Source organism: Methanobacterium sp. (assembly GCF_016217785.1).
In the GTDB taxonomy this organism is placed as follows: Archaea; Methanobacteriota; Methanobacteria; order Methanobacteriales; family Methanobacteriaceae; genus Methanobacterium.
This window is the reverse complement of record NZ_JACRGA010000002.1, coordinates 127,742-144,791: the sequence shown is the minus strand read 5'-3', so window position 1 is coordinate 144,791 and position 17,050 is coordinate 127,742. Positions and strand designations below refer to the sequence as shown.

The 17,050-nt window shown below is 38.0% G+C and carries 16 protein-coding genes; 6 read left to right on the top strand and 10 right to left on the bottom strand.

The window, feature by feature from the left end:
* Complete coding sequence (gene aroE / locus HY987_RS00915; protein WP_292754507.1) at positions 1-852, top strand: shikimate dehydrogenase; 852 nt, start codon at positions 1-3, stop codon at positions 850-852.
* A gap of 82 nt (positions 853-934) precedes the next feature.
* Positions 935-1,783, top strand: coding sequence for a TatD family hydrolase (locus HY987_RS00910; protein ID WP_292754504.1), 849 nt, complete (start codon positions 935-937; stop codon positions 1,781-1,783).
* A gap of 240 nt (positions 1,784-2,023) precedes the next feature.
* Here the strand turns inward: HY987_RS00910 and HY987_RS00905 are convergent, their stop codons facing one another.
* The 4 genes from HY987_RS00905 to HY987_RS00890 all read right to left on the bottom strand — a co-directional run bounded on the left by HY987_RS00905 (position 2,024) and on the right by HY987_RS00890 (position 5,980).
* The gene (locus HY987_RS00905; protein ID WP_292754501.1) at positions 2,024-2,605 is read right to left on the bottom strand and encodes a TIGR00267 family protein; all 582 of its coding nucleotides are present in this window, start codon (positions 2,603-2,605) and stop codon (positions 2,024-2,026) included.
* A gap of 185 nt (positions 2,606-2,790) precedes the next feature.
* Complete coding sequence (hmgA, locus tag HY987_RS00900; RefSeq protein ID WP_292754499.1) at positions 2,791-3,999, bottom strand: hydroxymethylglutaryl-CoA reductase (NADPH); 1,209 nt, start codon at positions 3,997-3,999, stop codon at positions 2,791-2,793.
* A 286-nt stretch (positions 4,000-4,285) separates the two neighbouring features.
* Positions 4,286-5,146: a succinate--CoA ligase subunit alpha gene (gene sucD / locus HY987_RS00895; RefSeq protein ID WP_292754497.1), complete on the bottom strand. Its 861-nt coding sequence runs from the start codon at positions 5,144-5,146 to the stop codon at positions 4,286-4,288.
* 105 nt (positions 5,147-5,251) lie between these two features.
* Positions 5,252-5,980: a hypothetical protein gene (locus HY987_RS00890; RefSeq protein ID WP_292754494.1), complete on the bottom strand. Its 729-nt coding sequence runs from the start codon at positions 5,978-5,980 to the stop codon at positions 5,252-5,254.
* 338 nt (positions 5,981-6,318) lie between these two features.
* On the opposite strand from HY987_RS00890, the gene aroD reads away from it, so the two are divergent.
* Positions 6,319-6,993, top strand: a complete 675-nt coding sequence (aroD, locus tag HY987_RS00885; protein WP_292754492.1) for a type I 3-dehydroquinate dehydratase — start codon at positions 6,319-6,321, stop codon at positions 6,991-6,993.
* On the top strand, positions 6,994-7,632 hold the full coding sequence (locus HY987_RS00880) for a S24/S26 family peptidase (protein ID WP_292754491.1): 639 nt from the start codon (positions 6,994-6,996) through the stop codon (positions 7,630-7,632). It begins immediately after the preceding gene.
* A 182-nt stretch (positions 7,633-7,814) separates the two neighbouring features.
* Here the strand turns inward: HY987_RS00880 and HY987_RS00875 are convergent, their stop codons facing one another.
* The gene (locus tag HY987_RS00875; protein ID WP_292754489.1) at positions 7,815-8,765 is read right to left on the bottom strand and encodes a zinc metalloprotease HtpX; all 951 of its coding nucleotides are present in this window, start codon (positions 8,763-8,765) and stop codon (positions 7,815-7,817) included.
* A gap of 249 nt (positions 8,766-9,014) precedes the next feature.
* Entirely contained in the window at positions 9,015-9,632 is a 618-nt protein-coding gene (locus tag HY987_RS00870) for a DedA family protein (RefSeq protein ID WP_292754486.1), read from the bottom strand.
* 166 nt (positions 9,633-9,798) lie between these two features.
* On the opposite strand from HY987_RS00870, the gene HY987_RS00865 reads away from it, so the two are divergent.
* Positions 9,799-10,674, top strand: a complete 876-nt coding sequence (locus HY987_RS00865; protein WP_292754483.1) for a DUF368 domain-containing protein — start codon at positions 9,799-9,801, stop codon at positions 10,672-10,674.
* A gap of 126 nt (positions 10,675-10,800) precedes the next feature.
* On the opposite strand, the gene HY987_RS00860 is transcribed toward HY987_RS00865, so the two are convergent.
* Positions 10,801-11,730, bottom strand: coding sequence for a hypothetical protein (locus HY987_RS00860; RefSeq protein ID WP_292754480.1), 930 nt, complete (start codon positions 11,728-11,730; stop codon positions 10,801-10,803).
* 172 nt (positions 11,731-11,902) lie between these two features.
* On the opposite strand from HY987_RS00860, the gene HY987_RS00855 reads away from it, so the two are divergent.
* Positions 11,903-12,613 (top strand): ATPase, encoded by a 711-nt coding sequence (locus HY987_RS00855; protein ID WP_292754477.1) that lies wholly within the window; start codon positions 11,903-11,905, stop codon positions 12,611-12,613.
* 190 nt (positions 12,614-12,803) lie between these two features.
* Here the strand turns inward: HY987_RS00855 and HY987_RS00850 are convergent, their stop codons facing one another.
* The 3 genes from HY987_RS00850 to HY987_RS00840 form a co-directional block, all read right to left on the bottom strand.
* Positions 12,804-13,466 (bottom strand): hypothetical protein, encoded by a 663-nt coding sequence (locus HY987_RS00850; protein WP_292754475.1) that lies wholly within the window; start codon positions 13,464-13,466, stop codon positions 12,804-12,806.
* 225 nt (positions 13,467-13,691) lie between these two features.
* Positions 13,692-15,185 (bottom strand): hypothetical protein, encoded by a 1,494-nt coding sequence (locus HY987_RS00845; protein ID WP_292754472.1) that lies wholly within the window; start codon positions 15,183-15,185, stop codon positions 13,692-13,694.
* A 1-nt stretch (position 15,186) separates the two neighbouring features.
* Positions 15,187-16,791 (bottom strand): VPA1262 family N-terminal domain-containing protein, encoded by a 1,605-nt coding sequence (locus HY987_RS00840; RefSeq protein WP_292754469.1) that lies wholly within the window; start codon positions 16,789-16,791, stop codon positions 15,187-15,189.
* Positions 16,792-17,050: the final 259 nt, after the last annotated feature.

Here is a 17,050-nt window from a genome sequence, read left to right as displayed (position 1 = left end):
TTGATAACCGGAAAAACTGGCCTGATGGGTATAATGGGAGACCCTGTAGAACACAGCTTATCTCCTCCCATGCACAACGCCGCCTTCCAGCAGCTTAAACTGGATCATGTTTATGTTCCATTCCATGTCAAGCGTGGAAACCTGGCCCCCGCTATTCTTGGTGCCCGGAACATGGGAATTAAGGGTCTTAATCTTACCATACCTCATAAAATTGAAGTTATTAACTATCTTGATGAACTGGATGAGGTAGCAGAGCTTATAGGGGCAGTGAACACTGTGAAATTCACAGAAACGAATGCTGTTGGTTATAATACTGATGGTGTTGGTGCGGTGAAGGCCATTGAAGAAGCAACACCAGTTAAGGGTAAAAAAATAATCATACTTGGAGCGGGTGGTGCAGCACGGGCAATATCCTTCCAGTTATTACTCAGTGGGGTGGGAGAAGTTTTAATAGCCAACCGAACCCGGGAAAAAGCCTGTAACTTGAGGGATGATTTGAAAGAGACTTCCATGGCTTCTGTGGATTGTCTGGGATTGGATGATGAGCTTACATGGGAGCTTAAGGATACCGATGTTCTCATTAACACCACACCAGTGGGAATGCATCCCCATCAGGATGATGAACCCGTAGTGACCAGTGATATGATGCATTCTGATCTGGTGGTAAATGACATTGTCTACAACCCCCTTGAAACAGGACTCCTACGTGAGGCAGGAAAAGCCGGTGCACAGGCAATTAACGGGACTAAAATGTTAATTTACCAGGGATTGGAGTCATTCAGTATCTGGACCGGGGTAACCCCACCCGTTGAAGTATTTGAAACCGCACTGATGAGGGAACTTGGATACTAATAATCATAATTCTGAATGAATCTAAGTCCTAGATTTGAATCCTAATTTAATTCATTAAACGGATTTATTGGAGATAATTACCATGGACAACATACCATCTACAGATAATCACATACACGTAGACCCTATAAACGGTGAGGGACCATTGGAAGTTGCCCTGAAGTTTCACCGGTCTGGGGGAACTGCCATGATCATCCCCAACAAACCCACCTGGACAGTGAGTCCTCAGTGTGATTTTATGGAGGCAATGGAACTCGTGGTGGGATATGTGGATGAAATCAATCGGGAAACTGAGGTTCAGGCCTTTGCGGTGGTGGGGGCGCATCCTGCGGAGCTAAGCCGCCGAGTGGAAGCAGGGGTGGAACTGGCCCAGGCTGAGGAACTCATGAGAGGGGCTCTGGAAACAGCTCAGAACATGGTAATGGAAGGAAAGGCTGTTGGAATCGGTGAAATAGGCCGACCACATTACCCGGTCTCTCCAGAGGAGATGGAAGCACACAACCGACTGATGGTATATGCCATGGAACTGGCACAGGAAGCAGACTGTCCGGTGCAGCTGCACACTGAAAGTTCTACAGAAGAACAGTTCCATGAATTTGCAAAAATGGCCAGTAAAGCTGGTTTAGATAAAAAAAGGGTTATAAAACATTTCTCAGGACCACTGGTTCTACCCGAGGAAAACCACGGACTCACCCCGTCCCTAATTGCCAGTGGTGATGTAATACGAGAAGCTTTAAAGAAGGGTAAAACTTTCCTCATGGAAACTGATTACCTGGATGATCGCACCAGGCCAGGGGCGGTAATGGGGCCCAGAACAGTTCCCCGACGAACACGTAAGCTAATAAATTCTGGTCTCATCACAGTGGAAGATGCCTACCAGATACATGTGGAACGGGTAGAAAAGATTTACAGTGTGGAGATGGATTTCTAGTGGAACGGATTTACATGATTCATTTATTCACCTTTGAAAGAAGTTCGAAATTAAAAAGAGAACTTTGACTAAGATAAGTTTGAAATTAAATAAAAAAAGAATTCTATAAAACTGTATGATTTCTTTAAATTTAAAAAAAATTAAAAAAATAATATTAAAATATTTTTAAAATAAATTCTGGGCTTTAAATGCTATTTAATCAAAATCCTTATATCATGAATTTTGGGAGGGATTATGGTTTTAACCATGCCCTCCTCCAATGAGGTAACTGACCACACTGATTAGAATTCCGATGAGTACGATTTCCAGGCTGGTTTTAACTAAACTTTCACGGGATACCTTTCCTAGATACACACCTAGTATGATTAATGCCAGAAAGCAGAGTACCAGTGTGCATATTATGGCACTTAGCCTCTGGGAAATGAGTATGAATGGTAGTACTGGTACGAATGAGCCAGTGAAGCTGCTGAATCCATGGGTGAACATGCTCATGTATATTCGCTTTTTAGCCTGCTGATGTATGTGGGTGTCATCCAGTTTACCCTCTTCCAGCATCATCTTCTGCTCCAGTTCGCGTATACTGCGAACCTCTTCTGCCCTTTCACCAATGAAAGAACCAAATGCATTGGACATTGCCAGAGCGATGCCTCCACTGAGGCCAGTTAACCCTACAGCGAAATTGGAAAGTTCCATTCCACTTACAGCAGCCACACCACTGGCAGTAAGTGTTACTCCCATAACTGCCAGTATTCCATCCATGGTTCCCAGAGCCACATAACGGCTCATTTTAAAGTATTCGCTTATGAATTCGCGGATGTTCATAATGTCATTATCTCCGATCTGAAAAATCAGTTAATTTTAAACTCGTTATTATATCAATCGTTTATTTCTATTTTAGGATATACATCCTTTGTTCAAATATAATATTATCCTCTATTATGGGTAGAATATTTACTATTTTTTTTATTTTTCCAATTAGTTATGGGAGGATAATTTGAATTCTTTTTTTATCCCCTTCCCAGATCCTTATGCGCCCGTGCCAAGTGTCCAGCAGCCAGTGCACCCATAAGTGACAGTTCCCCTGCCAGGACTGTTCCTGCTACGATTTCTGCAAATTTATTAACTTTACCTGATCCAGACACGCCCATGATTTCCAAACAATCCTGGGCAGTCTCTAAACGAGTTCCCCCACCAATTGTGGCCATGGGAATATCAGGGAGGGTCACTGAAAACTGCAAATCACCATTTTTAACCTCAGCAGTGGTTATTCCCAGGCTTCCTTCTACTATGTGGGCTGCATCCTGTCCGGTGGCCAGGAATATGGCAGCGATCATGTTGGCGTACTGGGCATTGAAACCCATACTCCCGGATATGGCAGAACCAATAAAGTTTTTAGCCATATTCACTTCCATAATAGATTCAGGGGTGGTTTTAAGTTTCTTTTCCACAATTTCACGTGGGATGAGGATATCTGCTGTCACGGTTTTTCCCCGTCCTTCTATGAGGTTCATTGCTGATGGTTTTTTATCCACACAGAGATTACTACTAAGAGCCAGTACATGGGCTCCAGTTTCCCTGGTTAAAATATCCATGGCCTTATCAGTGGCTATGGTGACCATGTTCATACCCATACTGTCACCGGTGGTGTATGTGAAACGCGGATAAACGTAACGCCCCACCACTATTATGGGATCGATTTTAACCAAACGACCATGACGTGTTGTACTTTCTGCGGCTTCTTTAAGCTCTATAAAATGTCTTTCAATCCATTCTTTTATTTTAATAGCTTCAGAGACAGAATCTGTTTGTATAACCGGGGCTCTGGTCATTTTATCATCTATTATGCGTACCGTGGCACCACCTGCTTCCCTGGTGACGGAACATCCCCTGTTGACCGATGCCACCAGTGCACCTTCAGAAGTAGCCAGAGGAACGTAGTAAGCTCCCTGGGCATATTTTCCATTGAGGTACAGTGGTCCAGCCAGTCCCACTGGGATCTGCACGGTTCCTATGGGATTTTCAATGTTCCTTTTCATGGCCTCAGCCAGATCCAGGGAGTACTGCGATAAATGAGTTAAATTAGTGTCGGAGACGTGTTCAGCAAACTCCCTCCTCACCTCAATTGCTTCCTGGACATTATCAGTGTAACTTTCAATCTGATGGAGTTTTAATTCTCCCTTAACCAGTTTTTCAATAATTTCTTCTTTGTTTGCCATAAAAACCATCTTGAAATGTTTTCCCGTCATGAATGAGGTTTGGGGTTATATTTCCGGTATATTCAGGTACCGGTTAGTTCAGGCACATATCCTAAACATTAGATTCTTGTAATAAATTCCTGTATATGATAAGCTTTTTTTACAATTAGAAATTGGGCTCATGTTATGAATATTTTTTTTGGTAAAAATAAATGAATAGAACTTCTTTAATTTTTTAGGCTGATTTGCAAAGTATTTTAGGATATTAAATTATTGCTGGGGAATATTTAGATTATATCCTTAATATTTAGATTATATCCTTCATTATATCTGCAATCTGGGATGGCTGTTCTGCTACTTCCACACCAGCAGCTTTAAGGGCTTTGATCTTACTTTCAGCAGTTCCACTGTCCCTTTCAATTATGGCCCCAGCATGTCCCATTCTCTTCCCTGCAGGTGCGGTTCTACCGGCAATATAAGCCACAACTGGTTTGGTGATGTTCTCGGCAATGTATTCTGCTGCTTTTTCCTCGGCATTACCTCCAATCTCCCCTATCATGGCCATTGCCCGTGTTCCGGGGTCTTTTTCAAACTTCTGCAGCACATCTGCGAAGTCCATCCCCACCACAGGGTCGCCACCAATACCAAGACAGGTGCTCTGGCCCAGACCCGCTTGGGTAATCTGACTGGCCACCTCATAGGTTAAAGTTCCACTACGAGATACAATTCCAATATTTCCTGGATTGAAGATATGGGTAGGCATGATTCCCAGTTTACCAACTCCAGGGGATATAATTCCAGGGGTGTTGGGTCCAATTACTTTACAATCGTTATTACGTGCGTACTGAGCTATTTCCATAGCATCATGTACTGGGATGTGTTCGGTGATAATCACTGCCAGTTCCAGCTGCGATATGGCTTCAAAGGCAGCGTCCTTGGCGAATGGGGCTGGTATGAATATTATGGACGCATTAATATCCATTTCCTCTTTAATTTCGGCAATGGAATTGTAGACCGGAATTCCCTCAAATTCCTGACCTCCTTTACCTGGTGACGTGCCAGCCACGATATTAGTATCATACTCCAACATACTTTTAGTGTGGAAAGAGCCCTGTTTACCGGTAATGCCCTGCACAACACATCGGGTGTCCTTGTCAAGAAATATCACTGTATCACTTCCTTTGAATTATTAAAAGAACAGTATGTTATTTTTTTTAAATTATTTTCTTTATTAATTTCAAATTCATTTATTATTTCAATCAATGAAACTATCTTAAACACTTAAAATCCTCATCTTACTGGAAAGGGGTACTGCCAGGTCCATAACATTCCCGTTCATATAGGCAGTGATGGACATGATTACACTTCCAGGGATAACATAGGATGGAGCTCCTCTTTTGACCAGGTAAACATTTTTGTTGCCCAGTGCAGCTCCCATCATAGCCCCGGCTACTATTCCAATGCTTTCGATGTCCTCCACAGTCACCACCACTACCGGGTCATCTGTTTCATCAGAAACATACCCTACACCTGGTATTTCCTGGCCGTGGTTTAAACTACTCCCTCCAATATCAGTCACCTGATCCATGCCTCTGGCGGCTTTCATCACAGAATCAGCAACGTTATGCACGAATCCCTCACCACCGTAGGTGTCAAAGGCCATGATAATGGCATCTGGATAGCGGTCCTGCCTTATCTTTGCCTCTGCATAGGATATTCCCTCACCTGCTCCTTCTATGGTGTTTGATATTCCGTTGATGTCGCCCAGATCTTCGGCGTTCCTCTTAAGAATGTCCACAATACCCTGGTTAACTTCTTCCAGCCGGTCATCTTCCACAAAGGCACTTATGACCACGTCATCACCAGTGATGTTGGTAAGAGCAGCTTTGTAGGCTCCCTTACCTATTAAACTTGGAATGCTATTTTCTATGTTTTTAATGAGAGTTTTACTACAGGAAACATCGTTTCCAGAAATATCTGCACCGATAGCGGTAATTTTCAAATCATCACCTGAATCTGTTAGAACATTAATTATATAGTTCGGATACATGGATAAAAATCCATGGATTAAATTTTAGTGAGGATAATATGGTGAAAACTTGTTCTTATACATTTCTTATAAGATTTTTTTTATACAACTGTTTAATCATTATTTAATATTCGGAAAGTTTTATACAATCTATGGTTTAAACATCCACTAATTCACAAATATTTTTTAGTAAGATGCACAAATAAATAAATAATATGTCACTGAATATTTTAATCCCATTTCAGTAGACCTGGATTTATAAGCATCAATATCTATTTACCCTTAATTATATCTCCCGGATGTGAATACCCATGATTTTGAAACCTTTAATCTGCGTTCCAATCCTAAAAAAAGACAGGAAAACTGTTTTAAAAGTTGCCAGTGAAGCTATAAATGCGGGAGCAGACCTGGTGGAGCTTCGGATAGATGCTCTTTTGGATACTGATCCCCAAAGTATCATCCACCTAATAGAGGAAATAAACCACCCCCTCATCGCCACTAACCGAATGAGGGGAGAAGGGGGCTATTTCATGGGATCTGAAGCTCTTAGAACGGAAATATTGGTTGAAGTTGCAGATTATGCTGATTATCTGGATATAGAGCTTCAAACAGATGAACAATACCGTTCTCGAGTTATTCGGGCAGCTAAATCTGCCATAATATCCTATCATGATTTCCAGAAAACTCCCTACTTGAAGGAACTTTTGGAGATTGTTAAAAGAGAGAAAGAACTGGGAAACATAGCCAAGTTCGCAGTCATGCCTCAGAATATGCAGGACACTCTTAACGTCTTGCAAGTAATCAACCAGGCTGATAACACCATTGGAATAGCAATGGGAGAACTGGGACGATACACCAGGGTGGTAGCACCCCTTTTAGGATCTCCCATTACCTATGCATCATTAGGCGGTGAATCCGCACCAGGACAGCTGGATCTTAAACATACCCAAGATATTATTGATAAATTGATGGATGGTGGCGAGTAAGTGAAACACAGGACTGGAGTTATCATTGGATTACTGGTACTGGTGGCAGTAGCAGGATCTGCATTTTACCTGTTTGCTGATTATAACAGTACTGGAATTATAATTAAAACCAATGGTACTGAGGTATCGGTTCAATCCTCATCCTGGTTTCCTGTTCCGAAAGCCATGCTTGGAGAGATGAGGACAAAGGCCCTGGCAGATGTACAGGATGCTGACAGCAGTTTAGGTTCTATCCAGACGGATATGCAGAGTATTGCCAGCAAATACAACTTCACAGTACAAGTGACCGTAAATTCCCAGTTTGGGGAAAATCAGCTCCCCCTGCCAGCCACAGTCAGGGGAACATCCATGGTACCCACCCTGCAGGATGGACAGGACATAGTTGTGCTTAAAACCAGTGACTTCAAGGTAGGGGATCTGGTGGTGGCCCGTCATCCTGAATACAACCTCATTGTAAAAAGGGTTGCTGAGATAAATGGCAGTCAGGTTTACCTTAAAAGTGACAACCGACAAGTGGAGATTCTCGGCAACCAGATACGCACCATAAACGGGGTACAACAAGTAGTCACCATCGAAAAAACACCCCTTGACACCTGGCTTCCCAAAACCAATGTGATCGGTGTAGTCAAGATATATTAAAATGGCTTATTTCGCTTAGAGTAGATTATTTACTCTATTTTTTATTTTTAAAAGCTTCCTTTCTGCAAATGTAGTTATACTAAAATAGGTATCTAAAAATCAGAATTTAATTGGTTTAGAACTAATGATTAAAACGGCACTTAAGTGCCTAGAGTAATTAAAATAAAAAAAGAGGGTGGTGATTAAGTATCGCTTAGCTCAGCTAATCGTTTAATCCTTTTCACCATGTTTGGATGGGTGGATAATAATTCCATGATTTTACTACCGGCACCTATACTGGTGTCCATGTTACGTAGTTCTGCCAGTTCTGATTCACTGATCACTCCATCCATGTCCAGATCCAGCTGTTGAAGGTCGCTTATTTCGTTCCGGGCATCGGAGATATCGTTGACAAAGAAGGCCTTAACCCCTTCCACTTCTTTCACAGCTCTTTTATCCAGATTAGCAGATCCGTAGACCAGTTTGTAAAGGGCACTGGCTAACTTGTGAGGTTTACCCCCTATCTCCACACTTCCCTGGTCTGCATAATATTCCCTGACTCTGCTCACGAACAGGACCAGTAACTGGCCCAGGAGGTATCCTGCCAGTGCAACGAGTCCAATTACTCCAGCATCGCTATCCCTATCAAACATCATGCTTATGAATATCCAGTAGCATATAAGGGGCACCACGCTGATGAGGGTCATTACCGCCATGTCATTGTGACGAATGTGGCTGATCTCGTGTCCCAGAACTGCCTTTAACTCCTCTTCATCCAGGAGGTTCAGAATACCCCTGGTGACACACACCCTTCCATCACCTTTGGTTCTACCGAATGCAAAGGCATTGGGGATGCTGGTTTCCGCGATTCCAACTTTAGGTTTTGGAATCCCGGCATTCATGGCCAATTCTTCTACCATGGTGTGCAGGTTGGGTGCCTCCTGTGGGGACACGTAATGCACGCGCATAACCTTCTCCACCATGATGGGACCCAGCATGTACTGGGCGAACACAACCACAATGGCCAGTAAGGCAAATATTATGGGAGTTCCAAAGCCCAGGTATGTGCAAATCACGGTTATTATGGCGTAAAGTATACCGAATAATAGTGCGGTAGCTAACCATATTCGTAGTGTTAGCAAAAATCTTCTCAATTTATACACCTGCCTTAAACTATTTCCTTATTTTTTTTTATTCAGCGATTAATAGTAAGGAACCTACTATATAAATATAATGAATTTCAGTTAAAGTGGATCCCATCTGGAACAAATTATAATATATAAAAATGAGTTCCATCTGGAATAAAAATAATCAAATGGGATATTGGGGGGGAAAAGGCGGTTTAGAACGTGAGGAATTGCTTTTATCTAAGATTCTGAAAAAAAGATTAAAAAAAAAGATTGTTATTCCAAGTGCTCCTTTCCACGATAATGGTAAATTAGGTAAGCCAGGAATACCACCACTCCAATAGCCACTAAAACGTCCAGGTAATGGAAATAACTCTGAAGAGTAGTCCAGTTGGGGCCCATGAGCACCCCCACATATCCCAGGGCCAAACACCATGGTATGGAACCAAAGAATGTGTATATGATGAATTTTTTCAGGTCCATATGGGTGATTCCAGCAGGAAGGGAGATGAAGGTCCTTACTCCAGGGAGTACTCTGCTGATGAGCACTGCTTCATGCCCATATTTTTCAAACCATTCATCAGCCAGGTTCAGTTTACTGTGGGTGATGAAAATATATTTACCATACTTTTCAAGGAGTGGTCTTCCACCTTTCCATCCAACATAATATGCAATTAAGGAACCGAAAAGGTTTCCAAGGGCACCTACCAGGGTGATTCCCCAGAGTGTCATTTGACCCTCCCAAACAACATATCCTGCGAAGGGCATTATAATTTCGCTGGGGAGGGGTATGCAGGCACTTTCAATGGTCATACCAATGAAAACACCCCAGTAACCTAAGGATTCTATTAAATGGATTGCTGTTTCACTTAAAAATTCTACCGGGCTGAACATGGAAAAAATAAACCTCTGTTTTTATAAGATTTAATCAATTATAATATCTTAAAGGGATTAAATTATTGAATACATTGGATTTAACATTAATGAAATGACTAATCTGTAAGATTAACAATTAACTTATTTCAGGATTTAAATATTTGTATTGTAAGGAGAATATTTTATGCGAAAAATCGAGATATACCGGGATACCCTTTTAATATTCTTGCGTGGGTTATTAATGGGCACTGCTGATGTGATCCCTGGAGTTTCTGGCGGAACCATGGCTCTGATCACGGGTATTTACCAGAGACTGGTGCATGCCATCAGTCAGATAAATGCCAACTTCCTTTTAGCAGCCCTGAAAGGTGATTTTGCAAAATCCAAGGAAGAACTCTTAAAATGGGATTTCAATTTATTCATACCTTTACTGGCTGGAATTGGGGTGGCGGTTTTAACCATGTCTAAGATCATGACTGTCATGTTAACAGTGTACACTGCCCCTACCTTTGCATTCTTCTTTGGCCTCATCTTAGCATCAGCGGGTTTTGTTTACAAGCATGTTGATGAACTTAACTTTAAAAACATTGCCTTTCTGGTAATTGGTCTTGTTTTTGCCATAATATTTGTGGGATTAAACCCCATACAGGCCAACCATACTCTGCCAATCATTTTCCTGTCAGGGATGGTGGCTATATGTGCAATGATTCTTCCTGGTATCTCTGGAGCATTTCTCTTGCTTCTTTTAAACCAGTATGAATACATGCTGGCAGCCCTAAATCAACTCAAATTCGTAGAAATCATTACATTTTGTTTAGGGGCAGTGATTGGTATTTTATCCTTCTCACGGCTCTTGAATTACCTTCTGGAACATCACAAATCAGTGACCATGGCTTTCCTGGTGGGACTGATGATAGGAACCTTAAGGTTACCTTATACTAGAATTGCAACCTCTATGGACTCCATTATCCCGGTGATATTGGCAGCCGTGATTGGATTTGTGCTGGTGATAATCCTGGAAAAACAGTTCGAGAAATACCATCTGCACTGGGAGGCTTAAAAACCCTCTCCAGAACATTTTTTTGTTAAATAGATTCTATTTTAAATTTTAATATTGATGTATTCTGAATATTTTTCACTAATACTTAACTAAAAAAAGTACAGGGTTTTATTTTTCATTGTTCTTTTACTCAAACTTCTTAAAGCCACTCGGATTGAAACCCTGACTAATGAGTAACTGCTGGTCAGCACTCTGGAGATGTTTCTCGTCTACCGGTGGTATGGGACTTCCATTTTTTGCCAGAATGATTCCCTTTTTCTTGTTGGCAGCTAAAAACTTCCCAGCATCTCCATTGACAATGATAGTTCCTTTAATCATATCAATGGCGGTAAAATCATCGGTATTTCCATCAATGATGATTGTACCGCCGTTTAAAAGTGCGCCGGTGTTTTTCCCGGCGTTCCCGTTTATTCTGGTGCTTCCTTTACGCATGAGTATTCCTGTGGATAGGTCAACATTTCCCTGTTTAATTATATCCACGTCAGCATTTAAACGGGCACCCACAGTGTCCTGCACTGTACCATCATTAATTATGAATCTTTTCCCTGCAAACTGGCTGCCTAAAAGTTTGTCCCCCTCCGGTCCATTGGTGATGAGATCAGTTATGCTTCTAAACTGCCGGTAACCATTCTGGCCGGATTTAACCTCAACAAGGTTTCCTATGGGCTCATTCACTTTTCCCTTGACATAGATACTTCCTCTGGTCATGCTGATACCCATACGGGTGTCAACATCTCCTTCCACGTAGATGTCTCCCACAGGGATGTCACGTCCGGTTCCTCCGAAGTACTGCAGGTCCACCCCCACGCTGCTGGCAAGACGGTGCCCAGTATCACCATTAATACGGATATTACCCTTGTTTTTAAGGTGTTCCACCACTTCACCAAAGGTTAAATCGTTTCCTGGGATCTTCCAGCTGGGGTCCAGTTTTTCTCCCTTATGCTGCCAGTAGAAGTTGAAGGTAAAATCACACAGACAATCCACAGGTTCAGTTACTTCTATTTCCAGAAATTCCCTTTCCACTTTATCTGATTCACGGCCGAAGATTTTAAACATAACAAGCCCCTCATCTTGTTTAGTATACTCATCTTGCTCAGATTATCTAATATTCATCTTCTTTATATTATCTAATCTTCATCTTGCTTATATTATCTCAATCTTCCTAATGAAAAAACTATATCCTATACCATATACCCTCAAGTTTAAGTCAAATTAGTGGAACAAATATATGACAATGAAGCAAGAAGTGATCCGATTCCTCCAGAAAAACGGTGTAGAAACCAGGTTTGTCAGTATAGTTGATGAAAAGGTTTATATCAATAATCTGAAATTGTCTAGGTTTTCACGTAAAAAAGAGGAGATATTCCTGGAGGAATTCCCTAATTTTGAAGTAAAGCGTTCCAAGATATTTCAGAAAATCTGCACCCGTGCTTCACGTGTACTCAAAAATGCACTGAGTCCCCATGATAAAGTACTCCTGAAAGGTCCGGGAAATTGTGTTAATTTAACACTGTATGCTGTTTTAGAGTCATATACTAGGAAATATGGTGTTGAATTAATTGTTTATAATGGAATGGATGGATTGAATGAACTGGAGGTTCAAAAGAAAAAATTAGACCTCGATATTGATGCAGTGGCCCTGCCACTTACTCTTGACGGGGAGGTGGAGCATATATTGGAAACCATGCTCAATGGTGAGAAATTAGAGCTTTTAAACTCTCAATCAAATAAAAATGGTGTGAAAATGATCTATCCTTTTATTAATGTTCCCCGGTCGTGGATAGAATCATGGATAGCAATTGAAGGTTTAAATTGTGATTTTGGAGATAAAGCTGGGCTTCCCAGGGATATGTTGGAGTTTTTGGAGGGCTTTATTCCTGATGTACGGGAAAAAATGATGAGTTCTGCGGCTTATCTTTCTCAAAAGGATGGATCCTGATTAGGGAGTTTAAAGATTAAGGAGTTTAAATAGAATTTGTGATGAGTTCCCAGAAGGACGAAATGATTTTAATTTATAAAAATAAAAAAAATAAAGAGAGAAGTCTCGATTAAGATGCAAATGTATTATTAATTGGTATGAGCACCTTTATAATTGATTAGGGGCACCTTATAATTGTTTATGGGCACCTCTATCCACTGGGGCTAACTGAGGGTATTACATCCTGGGAAATGTCCCCGGAGTTAATAGGTGTAATGGGATAACCATAGACATTATCTGGTATGTTACCAGTTATTATTGTTGCACTGTCTGCACTGGCGGTTCCTGAGTTGTAGAGTCCTCCTCCGTTAGTGGCTCGGTTGTTGGTAATTTTTGTATTTATCAGGAATAGAATACCGCCATAATTGTAGATTCCGCCTCCCCATGTAGCGTTTCCATTGGTAAGGGTGAATCCATTTACAGTTAGGGCAAACTGGTTAAATGGTTCCATGGTGGATCCGAATAATCTTATAACACTATTTTTTTGTATTCCATCGATAGTGGTGCTGTCTGGACCTGCTCCAATTAAATAAATATCTTTGTTTATGTACAAGTTTTCATAGTAGGTTCCTGCAGCTACAGATACTGTGCCGTTATCAGTTACTGTGTCTATTGCGTTTTGTATGGTTGCTTTAGGTCCGTTTCCCGTAGCTGGATCGTAAGTAGCTGCTAGACCGTTCCAGGTATCGTTTCCCTGTGTGCTGACATAGATTGTTCCTGCAGCAAAGGATGAGCCCGTAGTAACCGCCGCCACAATGACTATTAATAACAGACATGGCAATGTTCTTTTCCATTTAAAATTTGACTTATTCATTTTCCCGACTCCCTTATAAATGAAGATTTATTTGTGAATTTACTAGTTTTTCTATGTTTAATAAAATTTTGCTTAACTAAGCTTAAATAAATAAAAAAATACTAATCCTTATGCGTTAAAATAGTAAACAAATAATCGATGTGACAAAGTGTGATGCTTTTTGAGGCGGCCTATATATGAGTGAAGAATCTATTCTGATGCATTTAATGTAGTTTACCTATGTAATTAGCTTAATCCAAAATTATCTTTTATTTTTAAAATATTCTTATGTGAATTTTCATAATCCGGTAAAGATAAAAACATCCTTTCATCACCTAAAATAAATAGAATTTTATTTTTTAAAAGTTCAACTTCAATTTCAGAATTTGCAACATTTTTCCAAGCTTCACTCATATTGTATACATAACTTAAGCAAACAAGTCTTTTCCTAGACGGATATTTAACCCAAAATGATTTGTAATTTATTATTGCATCGATTTTTTCTTCCAATAATTTTAAAAATTTAGATTTATCATTTGATAAACATTCTTGTAAATACCATATTACTATATTTAAATAATCAGTGTATATAAGTCCTAATACGATTTTTTCATCTTTAAATCGTTTTTTTAAAAATCTATCCCAATTATTGAAAATTAGTGATCCCATAAATTTTAATAATTCCTTATTTTCTTTTTCTAAAGATTTACCCATGAAAGTCCAGAAATCCAAATTAAACATACGTTCATTGATTCCCATCGATTCTACTAATTTTTCTATTATGGATTTTTTATTTAAATTTGATAAAAACGTACCTGTGCAAATACCTAAATATTTTTTATTCTTAGATTTGCTTAGGAATACAATTCCCTCTATAAGAAAATCTCCATTAGTTATGGTATGTATTCTCTCAAATAAAAGAGAAATTGATTCTATTTTTTCACTGATCAGATTTCCTTCAGATGGAAGATCTTTAAAGATTTGCCTTAAATATTCCAATACTAACCATTTATTGTTTGATAATTTGATCAACTCAAATAATTTATTGTCTAATCTATTTTCTATAGTATTTATGTATTTTACTAATGTAAAAGGTTCATTTATGGATTCTAGAAAATTAAAAAACTTGGATGGTTCTATTAGCAATAATTGAGCTAAAAAACAAATAAAAAAGTTTGGATAGATCCCCTTTCCTCTTTCGACACTTTCTATAAAAAAATAAACACTACTTACATCATCTTTGGTTAAACCAGTTTTATATCTCTTAAAAGCTTCTTTTTCAAAATTGGGGGCGGTTTTGGATACATTAAAACTATCGTCTATGTTATTAAAAGTTTCAAAGACATTTTCATTAATTTTAGAAAATTTCTCTTTACTAACAATTCGACTTAGAAATTCTGGTTTGATTTGTAGATAGTAGAATATAGTTGAAATTGGACAAAGGAAAGTAAAGCTTTTGTCGGAAATCGATTTATTCGCAAAAAATTCATTAATTTTTAACCATTTAGCTAAAAAATTCACATCTTCTTTCACAAAATTTCTATTTTTTAATTTAGGGGCTATCAAAATTAATTGTTTTTCAATGTTCTCTGGAAGAATTTTGGTAGGTATTTCCAAATTAATCAGTTTATTTACGTTATAATTTTCTAAAATTTTTAAGATATTGGAAATATCCTTAAATATCTCTTTTTCAGTGATATTTTCCATTTCTTCTAAAGCATTATCGATCAAATAAGACATATTAATCTTCCCTACATTTCCATAAAATTGAATCCTTTAAATCATCCCAAAGGTCATTAAAAGCATCTAAAATATTTTGAGGATTATTTACTTCCATTAAAATACTATGTTGTACACCTATCTTATTTATAGAAGTTCCTAAGGACCAAACTTTCGGTTTTTCTTTAATAGAAAACGGGAATATTAAAAATCTGTCATGAAATTTCCATCCATAATTCTCTCTTTGACATCTGATTTCTAAGTTTATACCTTCGGAGTTTGAATTGGATTTGAGGATATTTATTTGATTGTTTTTCAAATTTTCAAATTGTTGATCTTCATTGAACACATTTTTCGTTTTTTTTGAAAATGAAGTAATAACTTTCATTTCGGAATTAATGTAAGGACAAAAATAAAGTGTATTTAATAAATCGCTGCTACGAGCAAATGGATCCCATAAATAAACTCCATTTTCGCTGTTCTCTTGTATAATTATTCTTAAATCTTTTAAAGCTTGTTCTCTATTGTTAGAACCTCTGATACCATAAGGAACAAATTTTTTTTCTTCAATTAATTTAATTAAAGAGTCATCATATTTTCTATCGTTTATCCAATCTTTATAACTTTTTTTAAAGGAGTATTCCTTTTTTATGGGCTCTAACTCAATCTTATGCTCATTATTATTGATATTTATGATTCTTATTTTTTTATTTGGATGAGATCCATAGATATTTGAATTTATCTTAAAACCTTTAAGATAATAACCTTTATAATACCATAAAAATAAGCCAGTATTCTTATCTTTAATTATTGTGGTTACTTCCGCATCAACATTTCCACTTTTAATTGTTTTTTCTGCATCTATTATACCTGAATAAATTCCTGAGCCAACAATATCTTTTTCATCATAAGATGAAGAAATCATTTCTATCTCGGGTATTTTTCTTTTCAACAAAGGATGCCATCCTAATTTTAATTTTAAATCCTTCCAATCATTTGAAGCTCTTGTTTCAACAGAAAATAGTGTTATTGGAAATTGGAATATAACATTAAACATTCTATCTTTTAGGAAAAGAAAATCTATCGGCAAGTATTCCAAAATTTTATGACAAATTTTTTTGTATTCATTCTCATTTAAATTTTTGAAAAGGCTTTTTTCCTCCGAAAAGAATTCTATAATAAAAGATCCATTTTCATCATTATTTTTAAGTACATTATTTAATGGTGTGTCGTTATCAATCGAAGGAACAAATTTTTTAGACAAAATTTTAAAATCGTCAACATGAAGATCGTCTTCATCAATATTCCAAATATTAGACTTTACTTCAGTTGTTTTTAACAAATTCTCAAAAATGGATTTGGTTTCATCGATAGTAATACGTTCTCGAGAAATTCCTAAGCTCATATTAGGGTTAATTTTATGAAGTTTCTTTGTTATTTTTTCTCTTTCTAAAATCTCATCACTTTCTTCTAATACGACTAATGTGAAAATATTTAAAAAAGTCTTAGAATTCTGTATCAGAAATATATTGGTGATTTCTGAAGAGTTATAAAATGCAATGTTACCCTTAACTAATAAGGTATTGAAATCGTTTTTAATATCCTCATTTGAATGAGTACCTTCCATAAAATTAATCACACTTTTATTAATATTAAATTTTATGATTATGATTCTTTTAGTTGAGCTTTTTATAACATAGTTAATTCAAGTATATTTCTAAAGGGACGTTTTTTAGGCAAATGAATAGTTTATAAAATTAGATGTGGGATAAATTCAAAATAATCAAAATAACAAATACTAAGATTTTTTTATAGCATTCTATTAGTAAACTACACATATTTAAAAATAATTTAGCCCCTCAGATTTTTCTCATTGAAAGAAGAAA